Source organism: Pseudomonas sp. LBUM1660 (assembly GCF_059695935.1).
This window is the reverse complement of record NZ_CP166795.1, coordinates 85,354-105,986: the sequence shown is the minus strand read 5'-3', so window position 1 is coordinate 105,986 and position 20,633 is coordinate 85,354. Positions and strand designations below refer to the sequence as shown.

Annotated in this window: 24 protein-coding genes; 12 read left to right on the top strand and 12 right to left on the bottom strand. The window is 58.7% G+C overall.

The window, feature by feature from the left end:
* Positions 1 to 21 precede the first annotated feature (21 nt).
* The 3 genes from ACA068_RS00530 to trpB form a co-directional block, all read right to left on the bottom strand.
* On the bottom strand, positions 22 to 477 hold the full coding sequence (locus ACA068_RS00530) for an anti-virulence regulator CigR family protein (RefSeq protein ID WP_497306818.1): 456 nt from the start codon (positions 475 to 477) through the stop codon (positions 22 to 24).
* A gap of 121 nt (positions 478 to 598) precedes the next feature.
* Entirely contained in the window at positions 599 to 1,411 is an 813-nt protein-coding gene (gene trpA / locus ACA068_RS00525) for a tryptophan synthase subunit alpha (RefSeq protein ID WP_497306816.1), read from the bottom strand.
* Positions 1,411 to 2,646 carry a tryptophan synthase subunit beta gene (gene trpB / locus ACA068_RS00520; RefSeq protein WP_497306815.1) on the bottom strand — a complete coding sequence of 412 codons (1,236 nt, stop codon included), beginning with the start codon at positions 2,644 to 2,646 and terminating at the stop codon, positions 1,411 to 1,413. Before trpB ends, trpA begins: the two co-directional genes overlap by 1 nt.
* 112 nt (positions 2,647 to 2,758) lie before the next feature.
* Here trpB and ACA068_RS00515 point away from each other — a divergent pair, with 112 nt between their 5' ends.
* Positions 2,759 to 3,652 carry a LysR family transcriptional regulator gene (locus tag ACA068_RS00515; RefSeq protein WP_497306813.1) on the top strand — a complete coding sequence of 298 codons (894 nt, stop codon included), beginning with the start codon at positions 2,759 to 2,761 and terminating at the stop codon, positions 3,650 to 3,652.
* Here ACA068_RS00515 and ACA068_RS00510 read toward each other — a convergent pair.
* Positions 3,649 to 3,975 (bottom strand): ElaB/YgaM/YqjD family protein, encoded by a 327-nt coding sequence (locus ACA068_RS00510; RefSeq protein ID WP_033059863.1) that lies wholly within the window; start codon positions 3,973 to 3,975, stop codon positions 3,649 to 3,651. The two genes, ACA068_RS00515 and ACA068_RS00510, sit on opposite strands and share 4 nt — an antisense overlap.
* Before the next feature lie 157 nt (positions 3,976 to 4,132).
* Between ACA068_RS00510 and ACA068_RS00505 the strand changes: the two genes are divergently transcribed.
* Together ACA068_RS00505 and ACA068_RS00500 are read left to right on the top strand one after the other, a co-directional pair.
* Positions 4,133 to 4,348 (top strand): dodecin, encoded by a 216-nt coding sequence (locus tag ACA068_RS00505; RefSeq protein WP_497306811.1) that lies wholly within the window; start codon positions 4,133 to 4,135, stop codon positions 4,346 to 4,348.
* A 123-nt stretch (positions 4,349 to 4,471) separates the two neighbouring features.
* A complete protein-coding gene (locus tag ACA068_RS00500; protein ID WP_497306809.1) occupies positions 4,472 to 4,696 on the top strand; it encodes a DUF1161 domain-containing protein in 225 nt (74 codons plus the stop codon).
* A gap of 64 nt (positions 4,697 to 4,760) precedes the next feature.
* Here the strand turns inward: ACA068_RS00500 and ACA068_RS00495 are convergent, their stop codons facing one another.
* The gene (locus ACA068_RS00495) at positions 4,761 to 5,762 is read right to left on the bottom strand and encodes an LLM class flavin-dependent oxidoreductase (RefSeq protein ID WP_497306808.1); all 1,002 of its coding nucleotides are present in this window, start codon (positions 5,760 to 5,762) and stop codon (positions 4,761 to 4,763) included.
* A gap of 243 nt (positions 5,763 to 6,005) precedes the next feature.
* Here ACA068_RS00495 and ACA068_RS00490 point away from each other — a divergent pair, with 243 nt between their 5' ends.
* Both ACA068_RS00490 and ACA068_RS00485 read left to right on the top strand, forming a co-directional pair.
* Positions 6,006 to 6,437, top strand: coding sequence for an OsmC family protein (locus ACA068_RS00490; RefSeq protein ID WP_008152515.1), 432 nt, complete (start codon positions 6,006 to 6,008; stop codon positions 6,435 to 6,437).
* Positions 6,438 to 6,674: 237 nt separating this feature from the next.
* On the top strand, positions 6,675 to 6,908 hold the full coding sequence (locus tag ACA068_RS00485) for a DUF1161 domain-containing protein (protein WP_497306806.1): 234 nt from the start codon (positions 6,675 to 6,677) through the stop codon (positions 6,906 to 6,908).
* Positions 6,909 to 6,914: 6 nt separating this feature from the next.
* Here ACA068_RS00485 and ACA068_RS00480 read toward each other — a convergent pair whose 3' ends face one another.
* Both ACA068_RS00480 and ACA068_RS00475 read right to left on the bottom strand, forming a co-directional pair.
* Positions 6,915 to 7,337: a PA0061/PA0062 family lipoprotein gene (locus ACA068_RS00480; protein ID WP_497306805.1), complete on the bottom strand. Its 423-nt coding sequence runs from the start codon at positions 7,335 to 7,337 to the stop codon at positions 6,915 to 6,917.
* 40 nt (positions 7,338 to 7,377) lie between these two features.
* A complete protein-coding gene (locus ACA068_RS00475; RefSeq protein ID WP_497296848.1) occupies positions 7,378 to 7,800 on the bottom strand; it encodes a PA0061/PA0062 family lipoprotein in 423 nt (140 codons plus the stop codon).
* Between the two features lie 60 nt (positions 7,801 to 7,860).
* Here ACA068_RS00475 and ACA068_RS00470 point away from each other — a divergent pair, with 60 nt between their 5' ends.
* Positions 7,861 to 8,937 (top strand): aminopeptidase, encoded by a 1,077-nt coding sequence (locus ACA068_RS00470; RefSeq protein WP_497306803.1) that lies wholly within the window; start codon positions 7,861 to 7,863, stop codon positions 8,935 to 8,937.
* Between the two features lie 100 nt (positions 8,938 to 9,037).
* Here ACA068_RS00470 and ACA068_RS00465 read toward each other — a convergent pair whose 3' ends face one another.
* The 3 genes from ACA068_RS00465 to ACA068_RS00455 form a co-directional block, all read right to left on the bottom strand.
* Complete coding sequence (locus ACA068_RS00465; protein WP_497306802.1) at positions 9,038 to 9,496, bottom strand: REP-associated tyrosine transposase; 459 nt, start codon at positions 9,494 to 9,496, stop codon at positions 9,038 to 9,040.
* Positions 9,497 to 9,671: 175 nt separating this feature from the next.
* A complete protein-coding gene (locus ACA068_RS00460; RefSeq protein ID WP_497306800.1) occupies positions 9,672 to 10,322 on the bottom strand; it encodes an HAD family hydrolase in 651 nt (216 codons plus the stop codon).
* 26 nt (positions 10,323 to 10,348) lie between these two features.
* Positions 10,349 to 10,894 (bottom strand): gamma carbonic anhydrase family protein, encoded by a 546-nt coding sequence (locus tag ACA068_RS00455; RefSeq protein WP_497306798.1) that lies wholly within the window; start codon positions 10,892 to 10,894, stop codon positions 10,349 to 10,351.
* Positions 10,895 to 10,983: 89 nt separating this feature from the next.
* Here ACA068_RS00455 and prlC point away from each other — a divergent pair, with 89 nt between their 5' ends.
* From prlC to ACA068_RS00440, 3 genes are all read left to right on the top strand, one after another.
* Positions 10,984 to 13,035: an oligopeptidase A gene (gene prlC / locus ACA068_RS00450; protein ID WP_497306797.1), complete on the top strand. Its 2,052-nt coding sequence runs from the start codon at positions 10,984 to 10,986 to the stop codon at positions 13,033 to 13,035.
* Complete coding sequence (locus tag ACA068_RS00445; RefSeq protein ID WP_497306796.1) at positions 13,032 to 13,319, top strand: YheV family putative zinc ribbon protein; 288 nt, start codon at positions 13,032 to 13,034, stop codon at positions 13,317 to 13,319. The genes prlC and ACA068_RS00445 overlap by 4 nt, the downstream gene beginning before the upstream one ends.
* Positions 13,320 to 13,431: 112 nt before the next feature.
* Positions 13,432 to 15,480, top strand: coding sequence for a M3 family metallopeptidase (locus tag ACA068_RS00440; protein WP_497306794.1), 2,049 nt, complete (start codon positions 13,432 to 13,434; stop codon positions 15,478 to 15,480).
* Positions 15,481 to 15,483: 3 nt separating this feature from the next.
* On the opposite strand, the gene ACA068_RS00435 is transcribed toward ACA068_RS00440, so the two are convergent.
* Both ACA068_RS00435 and ACA068_RS00430 read right to left on the bottom strand, forming a co-directional pair.
* On the bottom strand, positions 15,484 to 16,131 hold the full coding sequence (locus ACA068_RS00435) for a phosphatase domain-containing protein (protein ID WP_497306792.1): 648 nt from the start codon (positions 16,129 to 16,131) through the stop codon (positions 15,484 to 15,486).
* Between the two features lie 231 nt (positions 16,132 to 16,362).
* Complete coding sequence (locus tag ACA068_RS00430; RefSeq protein WP_497306790.1) at positions 16,363 to 16,668, bottom strand: hypothetical protein; 306 nt, start codon at positions 16,666 to 16,668, stop codon at positions 16,363 to 16,365.
* 223 nt (positions 16,669 to 16,891) lie between these two features.
* Between ACA068_RS00430 and ACA068_RS00425 the strand changes: the two genes are divergently transcribed.
* From ACA068_RS00425 to ACA068_RS00415, 3 genes are all read left to right on the top strand, one after another.
* Positions 16,892 to 17,950 (top strand): PA0069 family radical SAM protein, encoded by a 1,059-nt coding sequence (locus ACA068_RS00425; protein ID WP_497306788.1) that lies wholly within the window; start codon positions 16,892 to 16,894, stop codon positions 17,948 to 17,950.
* A 243-nt stretch (positions 17,951 to 18,193) separates the two neighbouring features.
* On the top strand, positions 18,194 to 18,925 hold the full coding sequence (locus ACA068_RS00420; RefSeq protein WP_109627117.1) for a carbonic anhydrase: 732 nt from the start codon (positions 18,194 to 18,196) through the stop codon (positions 18,923 to 18,925).
* Between the two features lie 84 nt (positions 18,926 to 19,009).
* The gene (locus ACA068_RS00415; RefSeq protein ID WP_497306787.1) at positions 19,010 to 20,536 is read left to right on the top strand and encodes a SulP family inorganic anion transporter; all 1,527 of its coding nucleotides are present in this window, start codon (positions 19,010 to 19,012) and stop codon (positions 20,534 to 20,536) included.
* Positions 20,537 to 20,633: the final 97 nt, after the last annotated feature.

Genomic DNA, 20,633 nt, shown 5'->3' with positions numbered 1-20,633 from the left:
TCTTTTTGCCTGCACGTTAAATCAAAGCACCCCTTCAAGAATTTCATAGACGATCCCGGTGCCCACGGCAATTAGCACAATATCGCCCCCCGCACGGCGCCATTCGTAGCCCGTGTAATACGGCAGCCGCCCCAAGGCGCGATTATCCAGACGCTCACCGTAATAGCCGTGAGGCAACGGCCGACCACGCACCAGATGAACACCTGGAGGAGGTGGTGCCCCGCGTACAAAATAGCCGTGGTTATCGTGAATAGTCTGGCGCACCGGGCCGAAATCCCGTGGCGGAGGGCCGCCGCGATGATTGTCCTGCGGGCCACGGTGGTCATCGCCATGATTGTCACCACGGTTGTCGTAATGGCCCTGCTGCGGGCCGCCGCGGTCGTGATCGTCGCGCTGATCAGCACTCGCATTCAGCAACGGGGTGGCACTGAGCATCAGCACGCCCAGGCTGGCAATCAGACGTTTCGGCATTTTCATCAGGTCTTTCCTCACCGCACATACAGCAAAAAGGGCTTCAGAACGTAGTCCTGAAGCCCTCGGTCTTGCTGTTTAGTCTGTGCCGCGCGGCTCTAATTCCTCTGTATCAGGAACTTTACCTTCAGCTGACGCGGGCCTTACGCACACCGTCAGCCAGCGCCGAGCAAAGGCTCAGTACGCCATCAACCGCCTGTTCCGGCGTGGTGGCATTGGCGATGTGATCGATCAATGCCGAACCCACCACCACACCATCGGCCAGACGCGCGATGGACGCCGCTTGCTCCGGTGTGCGAATGCCGAACCCGATACTGATCGGCAGGTCGGTGTGGCGACGCAGACGGGCAACGGCTTCTTCAACATGCTCCAGCGTCGCCGCGCCCGCCCCGGTCACACCGGCAACCGACACGTAGTAGACGAAGCCAGAGCTGCCGTTCAGAACAGTCGGCAGACGCACATCATCGGTTGTCGGCGTGGTCAGACGGATGAAGTCCAGGCCCGCTGCCTGAGCCGGGTCGCACAGCTCACCGTTATGCTCCGGCGGCAGGTCGACCACGATCAAACCATCAACCCCGGCCTCTTTGGCGTCAGCAATGAAACGCGGCACGCCGTACATGTGGATCGGGTTGAAGTAACCCATCAGCACCAGCGGCGTCTCGGTATTGCCTTCACGGAGCTCGCGAACCATTTGCAGGGTTTTTGCCAGGTTCTGCTTGGCACCCAAGGCGCGGATGTTCGCCAATTGAATCGCCGGGCCGTCAGCCATCGGGTCGGTGAAGGGCATGCCCAGCTCGATCACGTCGGCGCCAGCACCGGGCAAGCCTTTGAGGATCGCCAGGGAAGTGTCATAGCTCGGGTCGCCAGCGGTGACGAAGGTCACCAGGGCGGCGCGGTTCTGTTCCTTGAGTTCGGCAAAACGGGTTTGCAGGCGGCTCATCAGTGTTTCTCCTGCTTGGACTGCTCGTGTTGAGCGTTTCCCATGTGGTGCATCACGGTTTGCATGTCTTTGTCGCCACGGCCGGACAGGTTGACCACCATCAGGTGATCTTTCGGCAGGGTCGGTGCGCGCTTGAACACTTCGGCCAGGGCGTGGGCGCTTTCCAGTGCAGGAATAATCCCTTCCAGGCGGCAGCATTTGTGGAACGCATCGAGGGCTTCGTCGTCGGTCACCGAGGTGTACTGAACGCGGCCGATGTCATGCAACCAGGCATGCTCAGGGCCGATGCCTGGATAGTCGAGGCCGGCCGAGATCGAGTGGGCGTCGATGATTTGGCCATCGTCGTCCTGCAACAGGAAGGTACGGTTGCCGTGCAGTACACCCGGAACGCCACCGTTCAGGCTGGCAGCATGCTTACCGGTTTCGATGCCATAACCGGCGGCTTCCACACCAATGATCTCGACGCTTTTGTCGTCAAGGAACGGGTGAAACAGGCCCATGGCGTTGGACCCGCCACCGATGCACGCCACCAGGCTGTCCGGCAGACGGCCTTCTTGGTCTTGCAATTGAGTACGGGTTTCTTTGCCGATAACAGCCTGGAAGTCACGAACCATCGCAGGATAAGGGTGCGGGCCGGCCACGGTGCCGATCAGGTAAAAGGTGCTGTCGACGTTGGTCACCCAGTCACGCAACGCTTCGTTCATCGCGTCTTTCAGGGTGCCAGTCCCGGCGACCACCGGGATCACTTCGGCGCCCAGCAGCTTCATGCGGAACACGTTGGCCTGCTGACGCTCGATATCGGTGGTACCCATGTAGATCACGCAGTCGAGGCCAAAACGTGCAGCCACGGTCGCCGTCGCCACACCGTGCATGCCGGCGCCGGTCTCGGCGATGATACGTTTCTTGCCCATGCGCCGCGCCAGCAGGATCTGGCCGATGCAGTTGTTGATCTTGTGCGCGCCGGTGTGGTTCAGCTCTTCGCGCTTCAGATAAATCTTCGCGCCGCCGCAGAATTCGGTCAGGCGTTCGGCGTAATACAGCGGGCTTGGACGTCCGACGTAGTCCCGCTGGAAGTAGGCCAATTCTTCTTTGAATGCCGGATCTTCCTTGGCCAATTCGTATTCACGGGCCAAGTCGAGGACCAACGGCATCAGGGTTTCAGCAACGTAGCGGCCGCCGAACGCGCCAAACAAGCCGTTGGCGTCGGGGCCGGTACGCAAGTTAGTCTGGGTCATGGGTCGCTCCAGTTGGATTCGTGAGATGACAATGACGGTCACTCTACCCCTGACGCCCAAGCCTGAAAACCGATAAGATCGCCACAACCTGTCAGGAAAACTCACAGATCCCATGAGCCACGACCTTCCCCCGCTCAACGCCCTTCGCGCCTTTGAAGCCACGGCCCGGCTGAACAGCGTCAGTCACGCTGCCGAACAGCTGCACGTCACTCATGGCGCGGTGAGCCGGCAACTCAAGGTGCTCGAAGAACACCTCGGCGTCAGCCTGTTCATCAAGGATGGGCGCGGCCTGAAACTCACAGATGCCGGCGTGCGTTTGCGCGATGCCAGCGGTGAAGCCTTTGAGCGTCTGCGGACTGTGTGCGCAGAGCTGACCCAAAGCACCGCTGACGCGCCGTTCGTACTGGGTTGCTCGGGCAGTTTGTTGGCGCGCTGGTTTATTCCACGCCTGGGACGACTGAATGCGGACCTGCCGGACCTGCGCCTGCACCTGTCGGCCGGGGAAGGCGATCTCGATCCGCGACGGCCGGGGCTCGATGCCCTGCTGGTGTTTGCCGAGCCGCCATGGCCGGCGGACATGCAAGTCTATGAGTTGGCCAGCGAACGAATCGGTCCGGTGATGAGCCCACGCTTCGCGGGTTATGAAAAGCTGCAAGGCGCGCCAGCCACAGTGCTATTGGATGAGCCATTGCTGCACACCACTTCGCGCCCACAGGCCTGGCCGAGCTGGGCACAGCAAAGTGGCCTCGACGCCAAGGCGTTGAAGTACGGTCAAGGTTTCGAGCATTTGTATTATTTGCTGGAAGCGGCCGTAGCGGGGCTGGGGGTGGCAATTGCACCTGAACCGTTGGTGGCTGAGGACTTGAAGGCCGGTCGCCTGGTTGCGCCCTGGGGATTCAGTGAAACCCCGGCGCAACTGGCTTTGTGGCTACCCAAGCGCGCCGCGGACGGGCGCGCTCGGCAGTTGGCGCAGTGGCTCAAGGCTGAACTGCGCCAAACCGATTAGTCGCCGCGCTTGAACAGCAGATATGCCGCAAGCAGACCCAGTGCGCCCACAGCAACGCCCGCGGTAGTCCAAGGGTGTTCCTGAGCGTAGTCGCGTGTGGCAATCCCGGTTTCACGGGTTTTGACTTTGACTTCTTCATACGCATCGCTGAGCAGATGGCGCGAATGTTTCAGCGCGTTCTCGGCGTTGCCTTTCAGCGCTTTGAGGGTTTTACGCGACTCGTCCGAGGCGTCGTCTTTCAGACTTTCCAACGATTTCAGCAGACTCTCGATCTCGGCTTCCATGCTTTGCAATGAGGCTTTACGTAAAGAGGTGTTGGCCATGGTGGCTCTCCTTCATTGATGATGAGTAGCGTGTGTTGGTTGGGACTTCAAGGGTTCGAGAAAGTGCAGTAAATCTGAACTTCTGCGTTGCAACAGCCGACAGAAGTAATACGAAAAATCACTGCTAGGCTGTATTTCATACCCCAAGGAGAACGCCATGACTGACCATCACACCTACAAGAAAGTCGAGCTTGTCGGCTCGTCCACCACCACCATTGAAGACGCCATCAACAACGCATTGGCCGAAGCCAATAAGAGCATCAAGCACCTGGAATGGTTTGAAGTGACCGAAACCCGCGGGCACATCAAGGACGGCAAGGCTGCCCACTTTCAGGTGACGCTTAAAGTCGGGTTCCGGATTGCCAGTAGCTGAGTTTGAGCTAGTCTTCTGAACTTGCGCGCTGGCCGAATGCCATAGGGAAATAGCAAAGCGCTACATGAGTGCCTCCGGCTGATGGCTGGAAGCTCCCTTTGATCCGACCAGGGAATGCGACCGATGAAGCAATTTATTTTAGCGGTAGGTTTATTAAGCCTTGCGGGAACAGCCTTTGCTGACGGCAAATCGTGCGAAGAGCTGAAAGCCGAAATCGCGGCGAAACTGGATGCCAAGGGCGTTGCCGGCTATTCGCTGGAAATCGTCGATAAGGACGCTGCTGCCGACGGAAAAGTCGTTGGCACCTGTGAAAAAGGCTCTAAGCAAATCGTCTACAAGCAGGGCTGACCTCCCTCCAAAATAAAAAAGCCGACGCAATGACGTCGGCTTTTTTGTGCTCGCTATTTGAGCTTCAGCCCTTCATGACCTGCGCCAGCAGTTCATAGGAATGTACCCGATCCGCATGTTCGTACAGATCGCAGGTGAAAATCAGCTCGTCTGCCTGAGTCTGCTCGATCAGCACTTCCAGCTTGGCGCGGATTTTCTGCGGGCTGCCCACCATCGCAAGTCCGAGGAAATCACCCACGGCTTCTTTCTCATGGGGCAGCCACAAGCCATCCATGGTTTTCACCGGCGGACGCTGCACCAGGCTTTGGCCACGCATCAACGCCAGAATGCGCTGATAGACCGAAGTCGCCAGGTAATCCGCCTGTTCGTCAGTGTCAGCGGCCACCAGCGGCACACCGAGCATCACATACGGTTTATCCAGCACCGCCGAAGGCTTGAAGTGATTGCGGTAGACGCGAATCGCCTCATGCATGAAGCGCGGTGCAAAATGCGAGGCGAAGGCGTAGGGCAAACCGCGTTCACCGGCCAGTTGTGCACTGAACAGGCTAGAGCCCAGCAACCAGACAGGGACATTGGTGTCAGTGCCGGGCATAGCGATGATTCGCTGGTCAGGCGTGCGTGGGCCGAGATAACGCATCAGCTCGGTGACATCTTCCGGAAACTCGTCGGCGCTGCCGGATCGTTCGCGACGCAGGGCGCGGGCAGTCATTTGATCGGATCCGGGCGCGCGCCCCAGACCCAGATCGATCCGGCCTGGATACAGACTTTCGAGGGTGCCAAATTGCTCCGCGATCACCAGTGGCGCGTGGTTGGGCAGCATCACGCCGCCGGAGCCGACACGAATGGTCGTCGTGCCACCGGCCAGGTAGCCGAGCAGTACCGAGGTGGCGGAACTGGCGATGCCGTCCATGTTGTGGTGTTCGGCAACCCAGAAGCGGTTATAGCCGAGTTTTTCGACATGCTGTGCCAGGTTCAGGGAATTACGCAGCGACTGGGCCGCGCTGCCGTTCTCTCGCACGGGCACCAGATCAAGGGTCGAGAACTTGATATCGGACAGTCGTTTCATAAGCCTGCTTCTCCAATTGAGGGCGCAGGTTTTTTCTTGCGAACGAAAACCTGCCGAATCTATAAGCGTGCTTCATGCAATGAGGGCATATACCCGAGATTCAATAGCCAAGACATAAATTCCTACGAAAACGGTAGGACTTATGAGATGAGGTGAACTTTGCACCACCGTCTATCCTCAGAACCCTAGCAACCGAAAACCACGAAGGTGCGACGTTTCGCGCCGGATCTTGAGGAGGCAGACATGGCTATTACAAAGAAAGCATCGGCTCATTGGGAAGGTGATCTGAAAACGGGCATCGGCTCGATCTCCACTGAAACCGGTGTACTCAGAGAAGCGCCCTACGGCTTCAAGGCTCGTTTCGAAGGCGGCAAAGGCACCAATCCGGAAGAACTGATCGGCGCGGCGCATGCGGGATGTTTCTCGATGGCGTTTTCGATGATCCTGGGTGATGCCGGGCTCAAGGCCGACAGCATCGATACCAATGCTGAAGTCACCCTGGACCAAGTCGACGGTGGTTTTGCGATCACGGCGGTGAAATTGATCCTCAAGGCGAAAATCCCCGGGGCCACTCAGGCGCAGTTCGAGGAGCTGAGCAACAAGGCCAAAGAAGGTTGCCCGGTGTCCAAAGTGCTGAACGCGAAGATCAGCCTGGATGCGACATTGGTTAGCTGATGATCATGCGCTGAATGTACTGACGCCTTCGCGAGCAAGCCCGCTCCCACATGTAGAATGCATCTCAAAATGTGCGAGCGGGCTTGCTCGCGAAGGCAATCTTGTAAGCGACACATCCCAACGGCTAAACCTGCGCTTTGTGAGCAATGTCAGAACTCGCTTTACCAAACTGTGGTCGAATAAATGACAGCAGCTGAAACGCAGTCCCCTGCGCGCTGCCTCAATGGAGCTTCAACCATGAAACGTTTTGCCTTGGCGATTATCTGTTGCGCTCTGGCCACTTCGGCCCTGGCGGCACCGAAATCCTGTGAAGAACTCAAGGCCGAGATCGAGGCCAAGATCCAGGCCAATAACGTCTCGTCCTACACCCTGGAAATCGTCACCAACGAAGAAGTTCACGATCAGAACATGGTCGTCGGCACCTGCGAAGGCGGCACCAAAAAAATCATCTACCAGAAAAACGACCGCTGATTCGCCTCACATCAGGCAATAGGCCTCCCGATCTTCAGCGACGATCTCTCGCTTGGCGTTGTACAACCGGGCGCCAGGAGTGAACGCGATCGAACGGCCCTCCAGCACATAACGCTGGCCGGCTTCGAAATGATCATAGTTGAGGGTCAGGTAGCACAGCCGCTCCGTGGGGGAGCTCATCATGCCCATGCCCCCGCCACCGGGCACTTCAAAGTCGAACCTGACGACCAGCTCATGGCTACCGGGCGTCACCTGGAAAAAACGCCCGTCTCGCAATCGCTGTTTGTCCAGTCGCTCTGCCATCAGCAACTTGTCGTTGGGGAATGGCGTCGAGAAATCGATCCAGGCCATCTGCGGATTTACCGCCGGTAACGGGCTCTGGCAGCCGGCAACCACACCTGCCGCGAGCAACAGCATCAACCTGCGCATGATGAATGTCCCAAAGGATGGTCATTCAGCATAACGCCGATTAGCTGCGTTGGCAGCCCGCCGGTGTGCCCTGGCCAATCACTTTTCGTTGCTGATCATAGAGTTTGGCCCACGGCCGGAAGCCGATATTCCCCGCTTGCAGCTGATACCGCTCACCGGCGTTGAAGTCATTGAATTTCACATTCAACTGGCAATCACGCCATAGCGGTTCGGCGTCAGGGCCGATGTTGGTGGGCTGGACCGGAAACTGGTAACGCACCGTCAGCTCATGACTGCCCGGATGCACTTCGAAATAGCGCTTGTCGGTAGAGGCCTTGTCATCGACTTCCAGCGCTTGCAGGGCGGTGTCTTCTTGCTGTGAGTCCAGGTCGATCCACGCTTGCGACGGATCGTGGTGAGGTAATCCAAATCCGGCACAACCGGTCAGCATCAACAAGCCTCCCGTCAGCATCAATTTGCGCATAGCGGAGCTCCAGTCAGGCGGGATAGTCTTGCGGGCAGACTCTCCAGGGATGATTTTATTTTGATCAGGCCGCTTCCAAGCCATGGGTTACTTGATCGCGTTTTGCGGGTTTTGTTTCCAGGTGTGTTGCTTTTATTCCTCAGCGGCTGCGCCGGCGTCAGCTATTACAGCCAATTGGCCAGTGGTCAGTTGCAGTTGCTCAGGGCCAGGGAGCCGGTGGCCGACGTGGTGGCCGATCCGTCTCGCGATCCGAGGCTGCGTGCGCACCTGACCAAGTCGCAAAAGGCCCGGACATTCGCCAGCCAACAGCTGCATCTGCCCGATAACCAAAGCTACCGCCTGTACGCCGACATTGGCCGGCCGTTCGTGGTCTGGAACGTCTTTGCCACGCCCGAATTTTCCCTGACACCGCAAAATCATTGTTTCCCCATCGCTGGTTGCGTCGCCTATCGCGGTTATTACAGCCAGAGTGCCGCCCGCGGCGAGGCGGCCTTGCAACGCCTGAAAGGTATGGACGTATCGATTGGCGGCGTCGAGGCCTATTCGACGCTCGGCTGGTTCAACGATCCGATTCTCAGCTCCATGATGGGTTGGGGCGACGAGCGGCTGGCGACGCTGATCTTCCATGAGCTCGCTCATCAGCGCGTCTATGTAAAGGACGACACCGAGTTCAACGAGTCCTTCGCCACCTTCGTCGAGCAGGAAGGCACCCGGCAATGGCGTGCATCACGTGGTCTGGCACCGGACAACGGCGCGCAGGCGCAGCAGCGGGACCTGTTCATTCAATTGGTTCTGGACACTCGCACGCGACTCGAAAAGCTCTACGCCCTGCCGCTGCCCACCGACCAGATGCGCCAGCGCAAAGCAGCAGAGTTCGAACGCCTGCGTCTTGAATATCGACAACTGCGCGACAGCCGCTGGGCCGGGGATAAACGCTATGACGCGTGGATCAATGCGCCGATGAACAATGCCCGCTTATTGCCGTTTGGGTTGTATGACCAATGGGTGCCAGCGTTTACGGCGCTGTTCAGGCAGGAGGGTGGGGATTGGCTGAGGTTTTATGCGGCAGTCGAACAGCTTGGTGCGTTGCCGATGGCTGAGCGCAAGTTGGTGCTGAAGGCTTTGGCGGGGTCATAAAATCTGGTGGCTGGGCGGGCCTCCGCGGGCAAGCCTCGCTCCTACGGGATCTACGTTGCTTTTGTCGGAGCGAGGCTTGCCCGCGAACGCGTTTTCAACCTCACAACCAGATCGCGTCCCACAGCGGATAATCCCCTACCCTCTCGACCAAGCCAGCTCGCAACGGATTGGCGACGATGTAGCGAGCAACTGCCTGTAGATCTTCTTCCTTACGAATGGCGCGATCGTGATAACCATGTTGCCAAACCGGACCTTGGCGTCCTGCCGAGCGATTAAGCGTTACTGCGATGCGTGATTTGGTTCGAGCCATCAAACTGGGTAACTGAATATTCTGTAACTCGATCAGCCAATGGAAATGATCGGGCATGACGACCCAGGCCATTGACGTCGCAAACCCTTCTTGCTCAGCAGCTTTCAGGGCATCGACTACCAGTCGCCCACTCTTGAAGTCATGGAATAACGGTTGCCGGTTCAAAACGACGGCTGTCAGGAGGTAAATCTGTCCGGGCTCCGAATATCGGCCGGTGCGCAATCGATGAGCATGTTTTAGCTCTGACATTAATGATCCTCCTTGATCGTGACCTCAGACTTTGAGCCTAGGACGATTAGAAGGGACTTGGGTGGTAACTGTTGCACAGGATGTATCTGGGCGGGCCTCTTCGCGGGCAAGCCTCGCTCCTACGGGATCTACGTTGCTTTTGTAGGAGCGAGGCTTGCCCGCGAACGCGTACTGATCAACGCCGCAAAAACGCCTGATGCATCTCATCCAGCGTTTCAAAGTGATAGGTCGGTGCTTCTGCGCTCAATTCTTCCCGGCTGCCAAAACCGTATCCAACCGCCGCCGCATCCAGCCCGTTGCTGCGCGCGCCGATCAGGTCGTGTTTGCGGTCGCCGATCATCAGGGTGCTGGCCGGGTCCAGGCCTTCTTCGGCCATCAGGTGGGCAATCAACTCGACTTTGTTGGTGCGTGTTCCGTCCAGTTCGCTGCCGTAAATCACCTTGAAGTGCTTGGCGAAGTCGAAGTGCCGGGCGATTTCTCGGGCGAACACCCACGGCTTGGAGGTTGCGATGAACAACTGTCGCCCTTGCCCGCCGAGAGTTTCCAGCAGCGGTGTGACGCCGTCGAACACACGGTTTTCATACAGGCCGGTAACCTTGAAGCGTTCGCGATAGAAATTCACCGCTTCCCAGGCCTTGGGCTCGTCGAAGTCGTAGAACTGCATGAACGCCTGCAACAACGGCGGGCCGATGAAGTGCTCGAGCTTGGTCAAGTCCGGTTCATCGATGCCCAGTTTGCTAAGGGCGAACTGGATCGAACGGGTGATGCCCTCGCGCGGGTCGGTCAGGGTGCCATCGAGGTCGAACAGTACAGTTTGGTAATGCATGTTGAATCCTGAATTAGGGCGAAGGCTCAAAGCTGGTCGTAGCCTTCAGCCAGATGCAAATTCTTGAGCTTCACGTAGTTCGCCGCGCTGTAGGTGAAAAAGGCATTTTCCTTGTCCGTCAGCGGGCGGATTTTCTTCACGGGGCTGCCGACATACAGGAAGCCGCTTTCCAGACGCTTGCCCGGCGGCACCAGGCTGCCCGCGCCGACAATCACATCGTCCTCGATTACCGCGCCATCCATGACGATGCTGCCCATGCCGATCAGAATCCGGTTGCCGACCCTGCAGCCATGCAGCATGACCTTATGGGCAATGGTCACATCGTCTCCGATCAAGCAGGGAAAGCCATCGGGATTGAACGGCCCGGCGTGAGTGATGTGAAGCACGCAACCATCCTGGACACTGGTGCGCGCACCGATACGGATGCGGTGCATGTCGCCACGAATCACTGTCAGCGGCCAGACCGAGCTGTCTTCGCCGATTTCAACGTCGCCGATCACCACCGCCGAGCCGTCGACAAAAGCGCCTTTGCCCAACAGCGGCGTGTGGTTCTGATACTTGCGAAGGGTCACGATAGGGTTTCTCTCTGTTGCTGATAGCTGCGGTGAGCGTCGATTGTAATTAAGATGGCCGCATGTTTCTTCCAGCCAAGGTGCCAACCGTGAGCGTGAACAACCCTCTTTTGCAGTCCTACGACCTGCCGCCGTTCTCGGCGATCCGTGCCGAACACGTGCAACCGGCCATTGAACAGATCCTGGCTGACAACCGTGCCGCCATTATTGAGATCCTCAACAGCCAGGGCAAACAACCGACTTGGGCCGGCCTGGTGCTGGCGATGGACGAACTGAACGATCGTCTGGGCGCCGCCTGGAGCCCGGTCAGCCACCTGAATGCCGTGTGCAACAGCGCCGAACTGCGCGAAGCCTACGAGTCCTGCCTGCCCGCCTTGAGCGCCTACTCCACCGAGCTGGGCCAGAACCGTGAGCTGTTCGAGGCCTTCGAAGCCTTGGCGAACAGCCCGGAAGCCGCCGGTTTCGACGTGGCGCAGAAAACTATCCTGGAACACTCCCTGCGTGACTTCCGTCTGTCGGGTATCGACCTGCCGGAAGCCGAACAGAAGCGCTACGCCGAAGTGCAAAGCAAATTGTCGGAGCTGGGCAGCCGCTTCTCCAACCAGCTGCTCGACGCGACTCAAGCCTGGACCAAGCACGTGACCGATGAAGCCGCCCTCATCGGCCTCACCGATTCGGCCAAGGCGCAAATGGCCGCCGCGGCACAGGCAAAAGATCTGGACGGCTTCCTCATCACCCTGGAATTCCCGAGCTATTACGCGGTGATGACCTACGCCCAGGACCGTGCCCTGCGCGAAGAAGTCTACGCCGCCTACTGCACCCGTGCGTCGGACCAAGGCCCGAACGCCGGTCAGAACGATAACGGCCCGGTCATGGAAGACATCCTCGGTCTGCGTCAGGAGCTGGCCAAACTGCTCGGCTTCGCCAGTTTCTCGGAACTGAGCCTGGCCACCAAAATGGCCGAATCCAGCGATCAGGTACTGAGTTTCCTGCGCGATCTGGCCAAACGCAGCAAACCGTTCGCCGCCCAGGACCTGGAACAGCTCAAGGCCTACGCCGCCGAACAAGGCTGCCCGGACCTGCAAAGCTGGGACAGCGGCTTCTACGGCGAAAAACTTCGCGAGCAGCGTTACAGCGTGGCCCAGGAAGCACTGCGCGCCTACTTCCCGATCGACAAAGTGCTGGGCGGCCTGTTCGCCATCGTCCAGCGCCTGTACGGCATCGAGATCGCCGAGCTGAAAGGGTTCGACGCCTGGCACCCCGATGTCCGCCTGTTCGAAATCAAGGAAAACGGCCAGCACGTCGGCCGCTTCTTCTTTGACCTCTATGCCCGCGCCAACAAGCGTGGCGGAGCCTGGATGGACGGCGCCCGCGACCGTCGCCGCACGATCAGCGGCGTGCTGCAAAGCCCGGTGGCCAATCTGGTGTGCAACTTCACCCCGGCCGACAGCGGCAAACCAGCCCTGCTAACCCACGATGAAGTCACCACCCTGTTCCACGAGTTCGGCCATGGCCTGCATCACCTGCTGACTCGCGTCGAACACGCCGGCGTGTCCGGCATCAACGGAGTGGCCTGGGATGCGGTCGAGCTGCCAAGTCAGTTCATGGAAAACTGGTGCTGGGAGCCAGAAGGTCTGGCGCTGATCTCCGGTCACTACGAAACCGGCGAGCCGCTACCTCAGGATCTCCTAGAGAAAATGCTCGCGGCGAAGAACTTCCAGTCTGGCCTGATGATGGTTCGTCAGTTGGAGTTCTCGCTGTTCGACTTCGAACTGCACGCCACCCACGGCGACGGCCGCAGCGTGCTGCAAGTGCTCGAAGGTGTGCGTGACGAGGTCTCGGTGATGCGCCCACCGGCCTACAACCGCTTCCCGAACAGCTTTGCCCACATCTTCGCCGGCGGTTACGCGGCGGGTTACTACAGCTACAAGTGGGCTGAAGTGCTGTCGGCCGACGCCTTCTCGAAGTTCGAAGAAGACGGCGTGCTCAATGCCGAAACAGGTCGTGCGTTCCGCGAAGCGATCCTGGCGCGTGGCGGTTCTCAGGAACCCATGGTGCTGTTCGTCGACTTCCGTGGCCGTGCCCCATCGATTGACGCACTCTTGCGCCATAGCGGCCTGAGTGAGGACGCGGCAGCATGAACGAGGGGCCTGTGATCACGAAAAAACGCTTTATCGCCGGGGCGGTCTGCCCGGCATGCAGCGAGCCGGACAAATTGATGATGTGGAACGAAGACGAGGTCCCGCATCGCGAATGCGTGGCCTGCGGTTATTCGGACACGCTCAATGAACAAGGTCTGTCGGTGCCCAAGGAATTGGGCACGCGGGTCAACACTTCGGCGCTCAAGGTGCCGGACACCAAGGTTCAGGCGGTGCAGTTCTTCCCGAACCCGAAGCTGAAGAAAAAGCCTGACGAGCAACACTGAGCCAACGCCATCTTCCACCCTTTGACCGGGTGGAAGGTGGTATCTATTTACCACCCTTCCCCCGCGCTTCCTCCTTAGGCTGAATCCCTCAGCCCTACTCAAGGAAGACGCCATGCCTGATAACAATCCACTGTTGCAGCACTGGGACCTGCCGCCCTGGCCGGACATCCGCGCCGAGCACCTGGTGCCTGCCATCGACACCCTTGTTGCCGAAAACCGCCAGGCCATTGCCGGGATTATCGCGAGTCAATCCACGATCCCGAACTGGGATGATCTGGTATTGGCCGTTGATGAAACCGATGCGCGTCTGGATGAGGCCATGGGTGTCATCGAAACCCTTTCTATGGTGAAACATGAGGGCAAGGCCTGGGACGCAGCCAGCGCGACTTGCAGCGACGCCGCTGCGCAGTACAAATCTGAAAAGATGGGCAATCACGCTCTGTTCCGGGCTTATCAGCGGCTGGCGCAGAGTCCGGCTGCGTCGAATTACGATGAGCCGCGCAAAGCGGTTTTGAACAAGATTCTGCGCCGGTTTCGCTTGTCCGGCATCGAACTGCCCATCGACCAACAGCAGACGCTGGCCCGGCTGAATCGCGACATCGGGGTGCTGCAAAGCCTGTTCATGACCCACCTGGAAGGCGCCAGCGCAGCCTGGACCAAGCGCATCGACGACGTCTCGCAATTGCGCGGTTTGTCTGCGGCGACACTGGAGCGTCTGGCAGTCAACGCGCAACTGGCAGGGCACGAAGGCTGGCTGATGCGTCTGGACCAGGACACTTTCACTCGCGTCATGGCCTATGCCGAAGACCGATCCCTGCGCGAAGAATATTTTGTCGCCTACTCCACCCGGGCTTCCGATCAAGGTCCGCACGACGGGCATTTCGATAATGGTCCGGTGCTGGAGCTGCTGTTGTCCATGCGTCACCAGAAAGCCAGGTTGCTGGGGTATGAGAACTTCGCGCAACTCAGCCTTGTAACGGAAATGGCCGAATCCACCGAGCAAGTCACCGGTTTCCTGCGGCGGCAAATCGTGCAGGCAGCACCGGAACTCGAGAAGGACGCACAAGAACTCAAGGCATTTGCGCTTGAGCGCGGCATTATTGAGGTCAAAGCTTGGGATCACGAGTTTCTCGCCGAACAACTACGCCAGCAACGTTTCGGCGGGGCGTTGAAAGAACTGAGATCGTACTTTCCACTGGACGGGACGCTGCATCGACTTTGCCTGTTCAGCGAGCGCATGTTTGGCATCCAGATCGTCGAACAGCGGGTAGTCAGCCGCTGGCATGACAGCGTGCGCCTGTTTGAAATCAGCGAGCATGGCCAGGTCGTCGGGCACATTTACCTCGACCCTTTTCATCGGGATGAAGCGCCGGACTTTGCCTGGACCTCCACGCCACGAAATCGGCGGCTGGATGCCGAAGGTCGGTTGACGCTGCCGATCGCCGTGCTTCATGGCAACTTCACGCCCGGGAACGCCGAGCGTCCTTGCCTTCTCGCCCATAAGGACCTGCGCGTTCTGTTCCATGAATTTGGCCATTGCTTGCAGCACGTGCTGGCCCGCTCGCCTCACCATCGCCTGTCCGGTATTACCCAGCTGGGACGCGACACGGCAGAATTCACCGGGCAATTGTTCGAACTTTGGTGCCTGTCAGGGGAGTTTGTGCTGTGGCTGGCCGCACACCACCAGACCGGCGAGCGCCTGAGCGAAGCACGCGTCGATGCAGCGCTGGCAGCCATTCGCACCCATACCAGTCGGCAAACCGCAGAGCTGTTAATGGCGTCATTGTTCGACTTCGAATTGCACCGCAACCAAGGTGATGGCCGAAGCGTTGAACACATTTTCGACGACGTGCTGCGAGAGATCCCTCACCTGCAACTGCCGCCCTATTGTCGGTTTGCCAACAGCTTCGATTACATGGTGACCGGGTACGCGGCGTCGGTTTACGCCTACAAATGGTCGGGTGTACTGGCGACCGAGGCGTTCAAACGGTTTCAGCGCGAGTGGGTGTTCAACCCGCAAACAGGCAAGGCCTTTCGCGAAGCCTTTTTTTCACCGGGGGATTCGCGCTCGCTGCTGGTGGCCCTGGAAGAATTCCAAGGACGCCCGATCGCCGACAGCTTTTTCGCGATGCCGGCCAGTAGCGGCTGCCCGATGCACTGATGCTTATTCGACGTGGGCGGATTTGAACCAATTCTTCATCGAGCAGGCCGCAAACGGGCTGGTGCTGCAATCGCCGTTGGCGAGCGCGGTCCGAAGCTTGTCGGCATCGGCCTGCATCATGTAACGCACACCGTCCTTGAAATGGGTGCTGTCACCAAAGCCGCCCTGGGTCATTTCGCTCAGGGCGTCGTCCTTGCTCCAGCCTTGCACCACCACCCGATACATCGCCGACATCAGGCCGGTGCGGTCCGAACCGTGTTTGCAGTGCATGAGCACCGGGCCATGGGATTCGGCGGTCTGGATGGCACGAAGGGCTTTGAGCACCTGGGCGTCATCCACGTGATTGGTGCGATAGGGCAGTTGCACCTGAGTAATGTCCGGCGCGGTCAACCAGCTTGAATCCGACTCGGGCAGAAAATTGATGACGGTCGCGACGTTGAGTTTTTTCAGCAACGATACGGCGCCGCTGTCGGGCAAGGCGCTGCGGTAAAGCGTCGGGGTCATTTGGTAGAGGTTGTATTGCACCTCGACCGGCTGGGCCCATTCCGCCGGGCGGGGCAAATCGGCGTCGTCCGCAAAGGCCACCGTCAGGTTGAAAAGTGCGGCCAGCGACAACAGGCATGTAGCAGGTAAGAAGCGCAATCGGGGCATGCTCGGACGACCGTGTGGGGAAAAATGGTTAGGTGCCACTAGCTTCCGCCCTGAGCAGTCAAAGGCCCGTGAGACTTCTGTCAAAGAACCGTGAATTGAAGGATTTAAACCTGCTTTCGTACGGACTGGCGCTTAATAAAAAAAAGCGGTACTAAAATCCCATACCGCTTTAAGTACTTACTCAAGATGCATGCGCATGAATACTTAAAAGTTTCATGCGCTCAATAACAATCAAGGATTAACGATTTTCGAATACGCCGTCGCCAGAGCAATCAGAACGGCCTTGTCCTGGGCATCGACATTCCTGTCACCGTTCACGTCAGCCGGGCTTTGACGCATGGAGAAGGTTAAACCACCGTCATTCGAAACGGCTTCATGGGTGCTAGAGTCCAGCAGGGAGTACGTAGGCGTACGGTGTTCCGGGTCGTAACCCTCTTCTTTCAAAGCAAACTGCATGGACACCCGAACTTCTTTCGGACTAACGACAGACGGGGCCAACAGTTGTAGAAAGACACCGCGCTGATTGTAATTCGACATTAATTAAATCCTTTTAATAGTGAGAACACGACAACATCGTGTGAAGCGCATAATACCGATGGATTATAACTAAGCTACTTTCGATCTGTTTCTCATAATTACAAGAAACTCATTAGTAATAAACAACCCTTCAAGACTTAACACCTTTTCAGGTGCCGAACGGCACTGGCCTATTCGGTCGCGGCCATATACTGTATGAATATACAGCTTGAGGATCATATCGATGGCGACCCCACTGCCCCCTCGCGGCCGCGGCACCGCAACCAACCCGCACAACCGCTTCGCGCCGAATCGCTCGGTGGCCGAGGATGACGGCTGGTATCAGGAAGCGCCCGTCACGCAGGGCACGGAAGTGCGCATCGAAACGGCGAAAACCATCATCACCCGCAACAACTCACCGGATTTGCCCTTTGACCGCTCGATCAATCCTTACCGCGGCTGCGAGCACGGTTGCATCTACTGCTACGCACGCCCCAGCCACGCCTATTGGGACATGTCACCGGGGCTGGACTTCGAAACCAAACTGATCGCCAAGACCAACGCCGCCGATGTGCTGGAAGAACAGCTGTCCAAACGCGGCTATCAATGCGCGCCGATCAATCTGGGCTCCAACACCGATCCCTATCAGCCGATCGAGCGCGAACACAAAATCACCCGCAAGACCCTTGAAGTGCTCCTGCGTTATCGGCATCCCGTGACGATCATCACCAAGGGCTCGCTGATTCTTCGGGATCTGGACCTGCTGGCCGAACTCGCCGAGCGACGGCTGGTGGCGGTGATGATCAGCCTCACCACCCTCGACGATGAGCTCAAACGCATCCTCGAACCGCGCGCGGCTGCGCCCAAGGCTCGGCTGCGGGCTATCCGGGTGATGCGCGAAGCCGGCATCCCGGTGGGCGTGCTGTGTTCGCCGATGATTCCGATGATCAACGACAGCGAACTTGAAAGCCTGCTCGCCGAGGCCCATGCAGCCGGTGCCCAGAGTGCGGCTTACATGATGTTGCGTCTGCCGCTGGAAGTGGCGCCGCTGTTCGAAGAATGGCTGGCCGCCCACTATCCGCAGCGTGCCGCTCATGTGTTGAGCCTGATCCGCCAGAGCCGTGGCGGTGAACTCTACGACAGTCGGTTTGGCAGCCGGATGCGCGGTGAAGGGCCGTTTGCCGACTTGCTGGCGCAACGCTTTGCCAAAACCATCAAACGACTGGGGCTCAATCGGCGCGAAGGTTTTAATCTGGACTGCGACGCCTTCTGTCCGCCGGGTCGCCAGATGTCGTTGATTTGAGGACAATTGGCCTATGGTTGAGTAGTGGGAAATGCACTTGGCCATTACGCTGGTCACGTTTTTAGTGACCTGGAACACACGTACTAGAGCGCTTGATTCAGTTTGAGTTAAGTTTCGGCAGTTACCTTGCTCATCGAGTGACTGACGGGTCGAGATCTTCGGCCTGGATGTTTTTTAAACAGCCACTGGCTTCACACCGGACAAAACGGGAAAATTCCCTGACTCCGCCAAAGAGGATGAATCATGAGTGACAAGGATAAACAGCCGTTGGCTGCGTCGGCTTCAGCCCAACCCGAGGCGGAAACCGCCGATGCAGCGCTGAAGCATATCGTTGACGGCTTTTTGCATTTTCATCACGAGGTTTTTCCCCAGCAGGAAGAACTCTTCAAAAAACTCGCCACGGCCCAGAGCCCCCGAGCGATGTTCATCGCCTGCGCCGATTCGCGCATCGTTCCTGAACTGATCACCCAAAGCGCCCCCGGCGATCTGTTCGTGACCCGTAACGTCGGCAATGTTGTGCCGCCTTATGGGCAGATGAACGGCGGTGTCTCCACGGCCATCGAATACGCGGTCCTGGCCCTCGGCGTACAGCACATCATCATTTGCGGGCACTCCGACTGTGGAGCGATGCGCGCCGTACTCAACCCGCAAAGCCTGGAAAAAATGCCGACGGTCAAAGCCTGGCTGCGTCATGCGGAAGTGGCGAAAACCATGGTCCAGGAAAACTGCCATTGCGCTGACGAAAGCGAAAGTATGCACGTCCTCACCGAAGAGAACGTGATCGCCCAGCTTCAGCATTTGCGCACTCACCCTTCGGTCGCCTCGCGTATGGCCAATGGTCAGCTGTTTATCCATGGCTGGATCTACAACATCGAAACCAGCGAAATCAGAGCTTACGACGCGGACAAAGGGTGTTTCCTGCCGCTCGATGGCAGCCATCCGATTCCCGTGGCGACGCCCAAAGCGCGCTTCTAAATCCTCCCAAGCGTGGTTTAGCCGAGGTTGCTGATCAAGCAGCCTGGCTTTGCCACGCCTGAAGAAAACATCGGGAGAGTCACCATGCGTGCCGCTCAACTCAAAGCTGTTCTGCCACGGGAGCTGCTGGCGTCCGTGGTTGTGTTTCTGGTCGCCCTGCCCTTGTGCATGGGCATCGCCATCGCCTCGGGCCTGCCGCCAGCCAAGGGTTTGATCACCGGGATCATTGGTGGCCTGGTCGTGGGCTGGCTGGCCGGCTCACCGCTGCAAGTCAGTGGCCCGGCGGCGGGTCTTGCGGTTCTGGTGTTCGAACTGGTGCGCCAGCATGGCATTGCCATGCTCGGGCCTATTCTTCTGCTGGCGGGTTTTCTACAACTGGTGGCCGGGCGCTTGAAGCTGGGCTGCTGGTTTCGGGTCACGGCGCCTGCGGTGGTGTACGGCATGCTTGCCGGGATTGGCGTACTGATCGTGTTGTCACAGGTGCATGTGATGCTCGACGCCGTGCCCAAGCCCTCGGGACTGGATAACCTTGCAGCCTTCCCGGCGGCCGTCCTCCAGGCCTTGCCCTCCCTTGGCTGGCAAGCCGGTTTGCTTGGGCTGTCGACGATTGCGGTGATGTGGCTGTGGGAGAAATTCCGCCCCCACCCCCTGCGTTTCATTCCCGGCGCGCTGCTTGGCGTAGGTCTGGCGACGGTCGCCAGCCTGATGCTCGCCTTGCAGGTCAAACGCGTGGAAGTCCCGGCCAACCTGGCAGAAGCCATCGACTGGCTGAAGCCCGCCGACTTGCTCAATCTGGCTGACCCGACCTTACTGATCGCCGCATTTGCCGTGGCGTTTATCGCCAGCGCCGAGACCCTGCTCTCCGCAGCGGCAGTGGACCGCATGCACAGCGGCCAGCGCTCCGATTTCGATCGGGAATTGTCGGCTCAGGGCGTCGGCAACATGCTCTGCGGTCTGCTTGGCGCGCTGCCCATGACCGGTGTGATCGTGCGCAGTTCAGCCAACGTCCAGGCCGGCGCCACCACGCGAATGTCGGCGATCTTCCACGGTCTGTGGTTGCTGGCTTTTGTCTTGCTGCTGTCCAGCGTGCTGCAAAGCATTCCGGTAGCAAGCCTGGCGGGCGTGCTGGTGTACACCGGTTTCAAACTGGTCGACCTCAAGGCCTTTCGCGGTCTGGGCCGTTATGGCCGGATGCCGATGTTCACTTACGCGGCGACGGCGCTGGCAATCATCTTCACCGACCTGTTGACCGGCGTGCTGATCGGCTTCGGATTGACCCTGGCCAAACTGGCCTGGAAGGCCTCGCGGTTGAAAATCAGCCTGATCGACCTGCCTGCCGAAGGTGAGATGGAGTTGCGATTGACGGGAGCAGCAACCTTTCTCAAGGTGCCGGCGTTGACCCAGGTGCTGGGGACCATTCCCCCAGGCGCGACGGTGCATGTGCCGCTCAATAACCTGAGCTACATCGATCACTCGTGTCTGGAGTTGCTTGAGGAATGGGGCCGGGCCAATGCGGCCAAGGGGTCGAAGCTGCTGATTGAAGCGCGGGGGTTGAAGCGTCGGTTGGAGGGGCGTTTGCGGACCACTTCCGGAGTCGGTTCCGCCACATAAATCGCCCTCCTGTAGGAGCGAGGCTTGCCCGCGAAGGCGTCTTCAAATACGCCAAAAGCTTCGCGGGCAAGCCTCGCTCCTACAGGGGGATATTGCG

Bases quoted from the DNA above. Each gene is read 5' to 3' on its own strand.
- ACA068_RS00530 (WP_497306818.1), bottom strand. From the start codon at position 477: ATGAAAATGCCGAAACGTCTGATTGCCAGCCTGGGCGTGCTGATGCTC.
- trpA (WP_497306816.1), bottom strand. From the start codon at position 1,411: ATGAGCCGCCTGCAAACCCGTTTTGCCGAACTCAAGGAACAGAACCGC.
- trpB (WP_497306815.1), bottom strand. From the start codon at position 2,646: ATGACCCAGACTAACTTGCGTACCGGCCCCGACGCCAACGGCTTGTTT.
- ACA068_RS00515 (WP_497306813.1), top strand. From the start codon at position 2,759: ATGAGCCACGACCTTCCCCCGCTCAACGCCCTTCGCGCCTTTGAAGCC.
- ACA068_RS00510 (WP_033059863.1), bottom strand. From the start codon at position 3,975: ATGGCCAACACCTCTTTACGTAAAGCCTCATTGCAAAGCATGGAAGCC.
- ACA068_RS00505 (WP_497306811.1), top strand. From the start codon at position 4,133: ATGACTGACCATCACACCTACAAGAAAGTCGAGCTTGTCGGCTCGTCC.
- ACA068_RS00500 (WP_497306809.1), top strand. From the start codon at position 4,472: ATGAAGCAATTTATTTTAGCGGTAGGTTTATTAAGCCTTGCGGGAACA.
- ACA068_RS00495 (WP_497306808.1), bottom strand. From the start codon at position 5,762: ATGAAACGACTGTCCGATATCAAGTTCTCGACCCTTGATCTGGTGCCC.
- ACA068_RS00490 (WP_008152515.1), top strand. From the start codon at position 6,006: ATGGCTATTACAAAGAAAGCATCGGCTCATTGGGAAGGTGATCTGAAA.
- ACA068_RS00485 (WP_497306806.1), top strand. From the start codon at position 6,675: ATGAAACGTTTTGCCTTGGCGATTATCTGTTGCGCTCTGGCCACTTCG.
- ACA068_RS00480 (WP_497306805.1), bottom strand. From the start codon at position 7,337: ATGCGCAGGTTGATGCTGTTGCTCGCGGCAGGTGTGGTTGCCGGCTGC.
- ACA068_RS00475 (WP_497296848.1), bottom strand. From the start codon at position 7,800: ATGCGCAAATTGATGCTGACGGGAGGCTTGTTGATGCTGACCGGTTGT.
- ACA068_RS00465 (WP_497306802.1), bottom strand. From the start codon at position 9,496: ATGTCAGAGCTAAAACATGCTCATCGATTGCGCACCGGCCGATATTCG.
- ACA068_RS00460 (WP_497306800.1), bottom strand. From the start codon at position 10,322: ATGCATTACCAAACTGTACTGTTCGACCTCGATGGCACCCTGACCGAC.
- ACA068_RS00445 (WP_497306796.1), top strand. From the start codon at position 13,032: ATGAACGAGGGGCCTGTGATCACGAAAAAACGCTTTATCGCCGGGGCG.
- ACA068_RS00440 (WP_497306794.1), top strand. From the start codon at position 13,432: ATGCCTGATAACAATCCACTGTTGCAGCACTGGGACCTGCCGCCCTGG.
- ACA068_RS00435 (WP_497306792.1), bottom strand. From the start codon at position 16,131: ATGCCCCGATTGCGCTTCTTACCTGCTACATGCCTGTTGTCGCTGGCC.
- ACA068_RS00430 (WP_497306790.1), bottom strand. From the start codon at position 16,668: ATGTCGAATTACAATCAGCGCGGTGTCTTTCTACAACTGTTGGCCCCG.
- ACA068_RS00425 (WP_497306788.1), top strand. From the start codon at position 16,892: ATGGCGACCCCACTGCCCCCTCGCGGCCGCGGCACCGCAACCAACCCG.
- ACA068_RS00420 (WP_109627117.1), top strand. From the start codon at position 18,194: ATGAGTGACAAGGATAAACAGCCGTTGGCTGCGTCGGCTTCAGCCCAA.
- ACA068_RS00415 (WP_497306787.1), top strand. From the start codon at position 19,010: ATGCGTGCCGCTCAACTCAAAGCTGTTCTGCCACGGGAGCTGCTGGCG.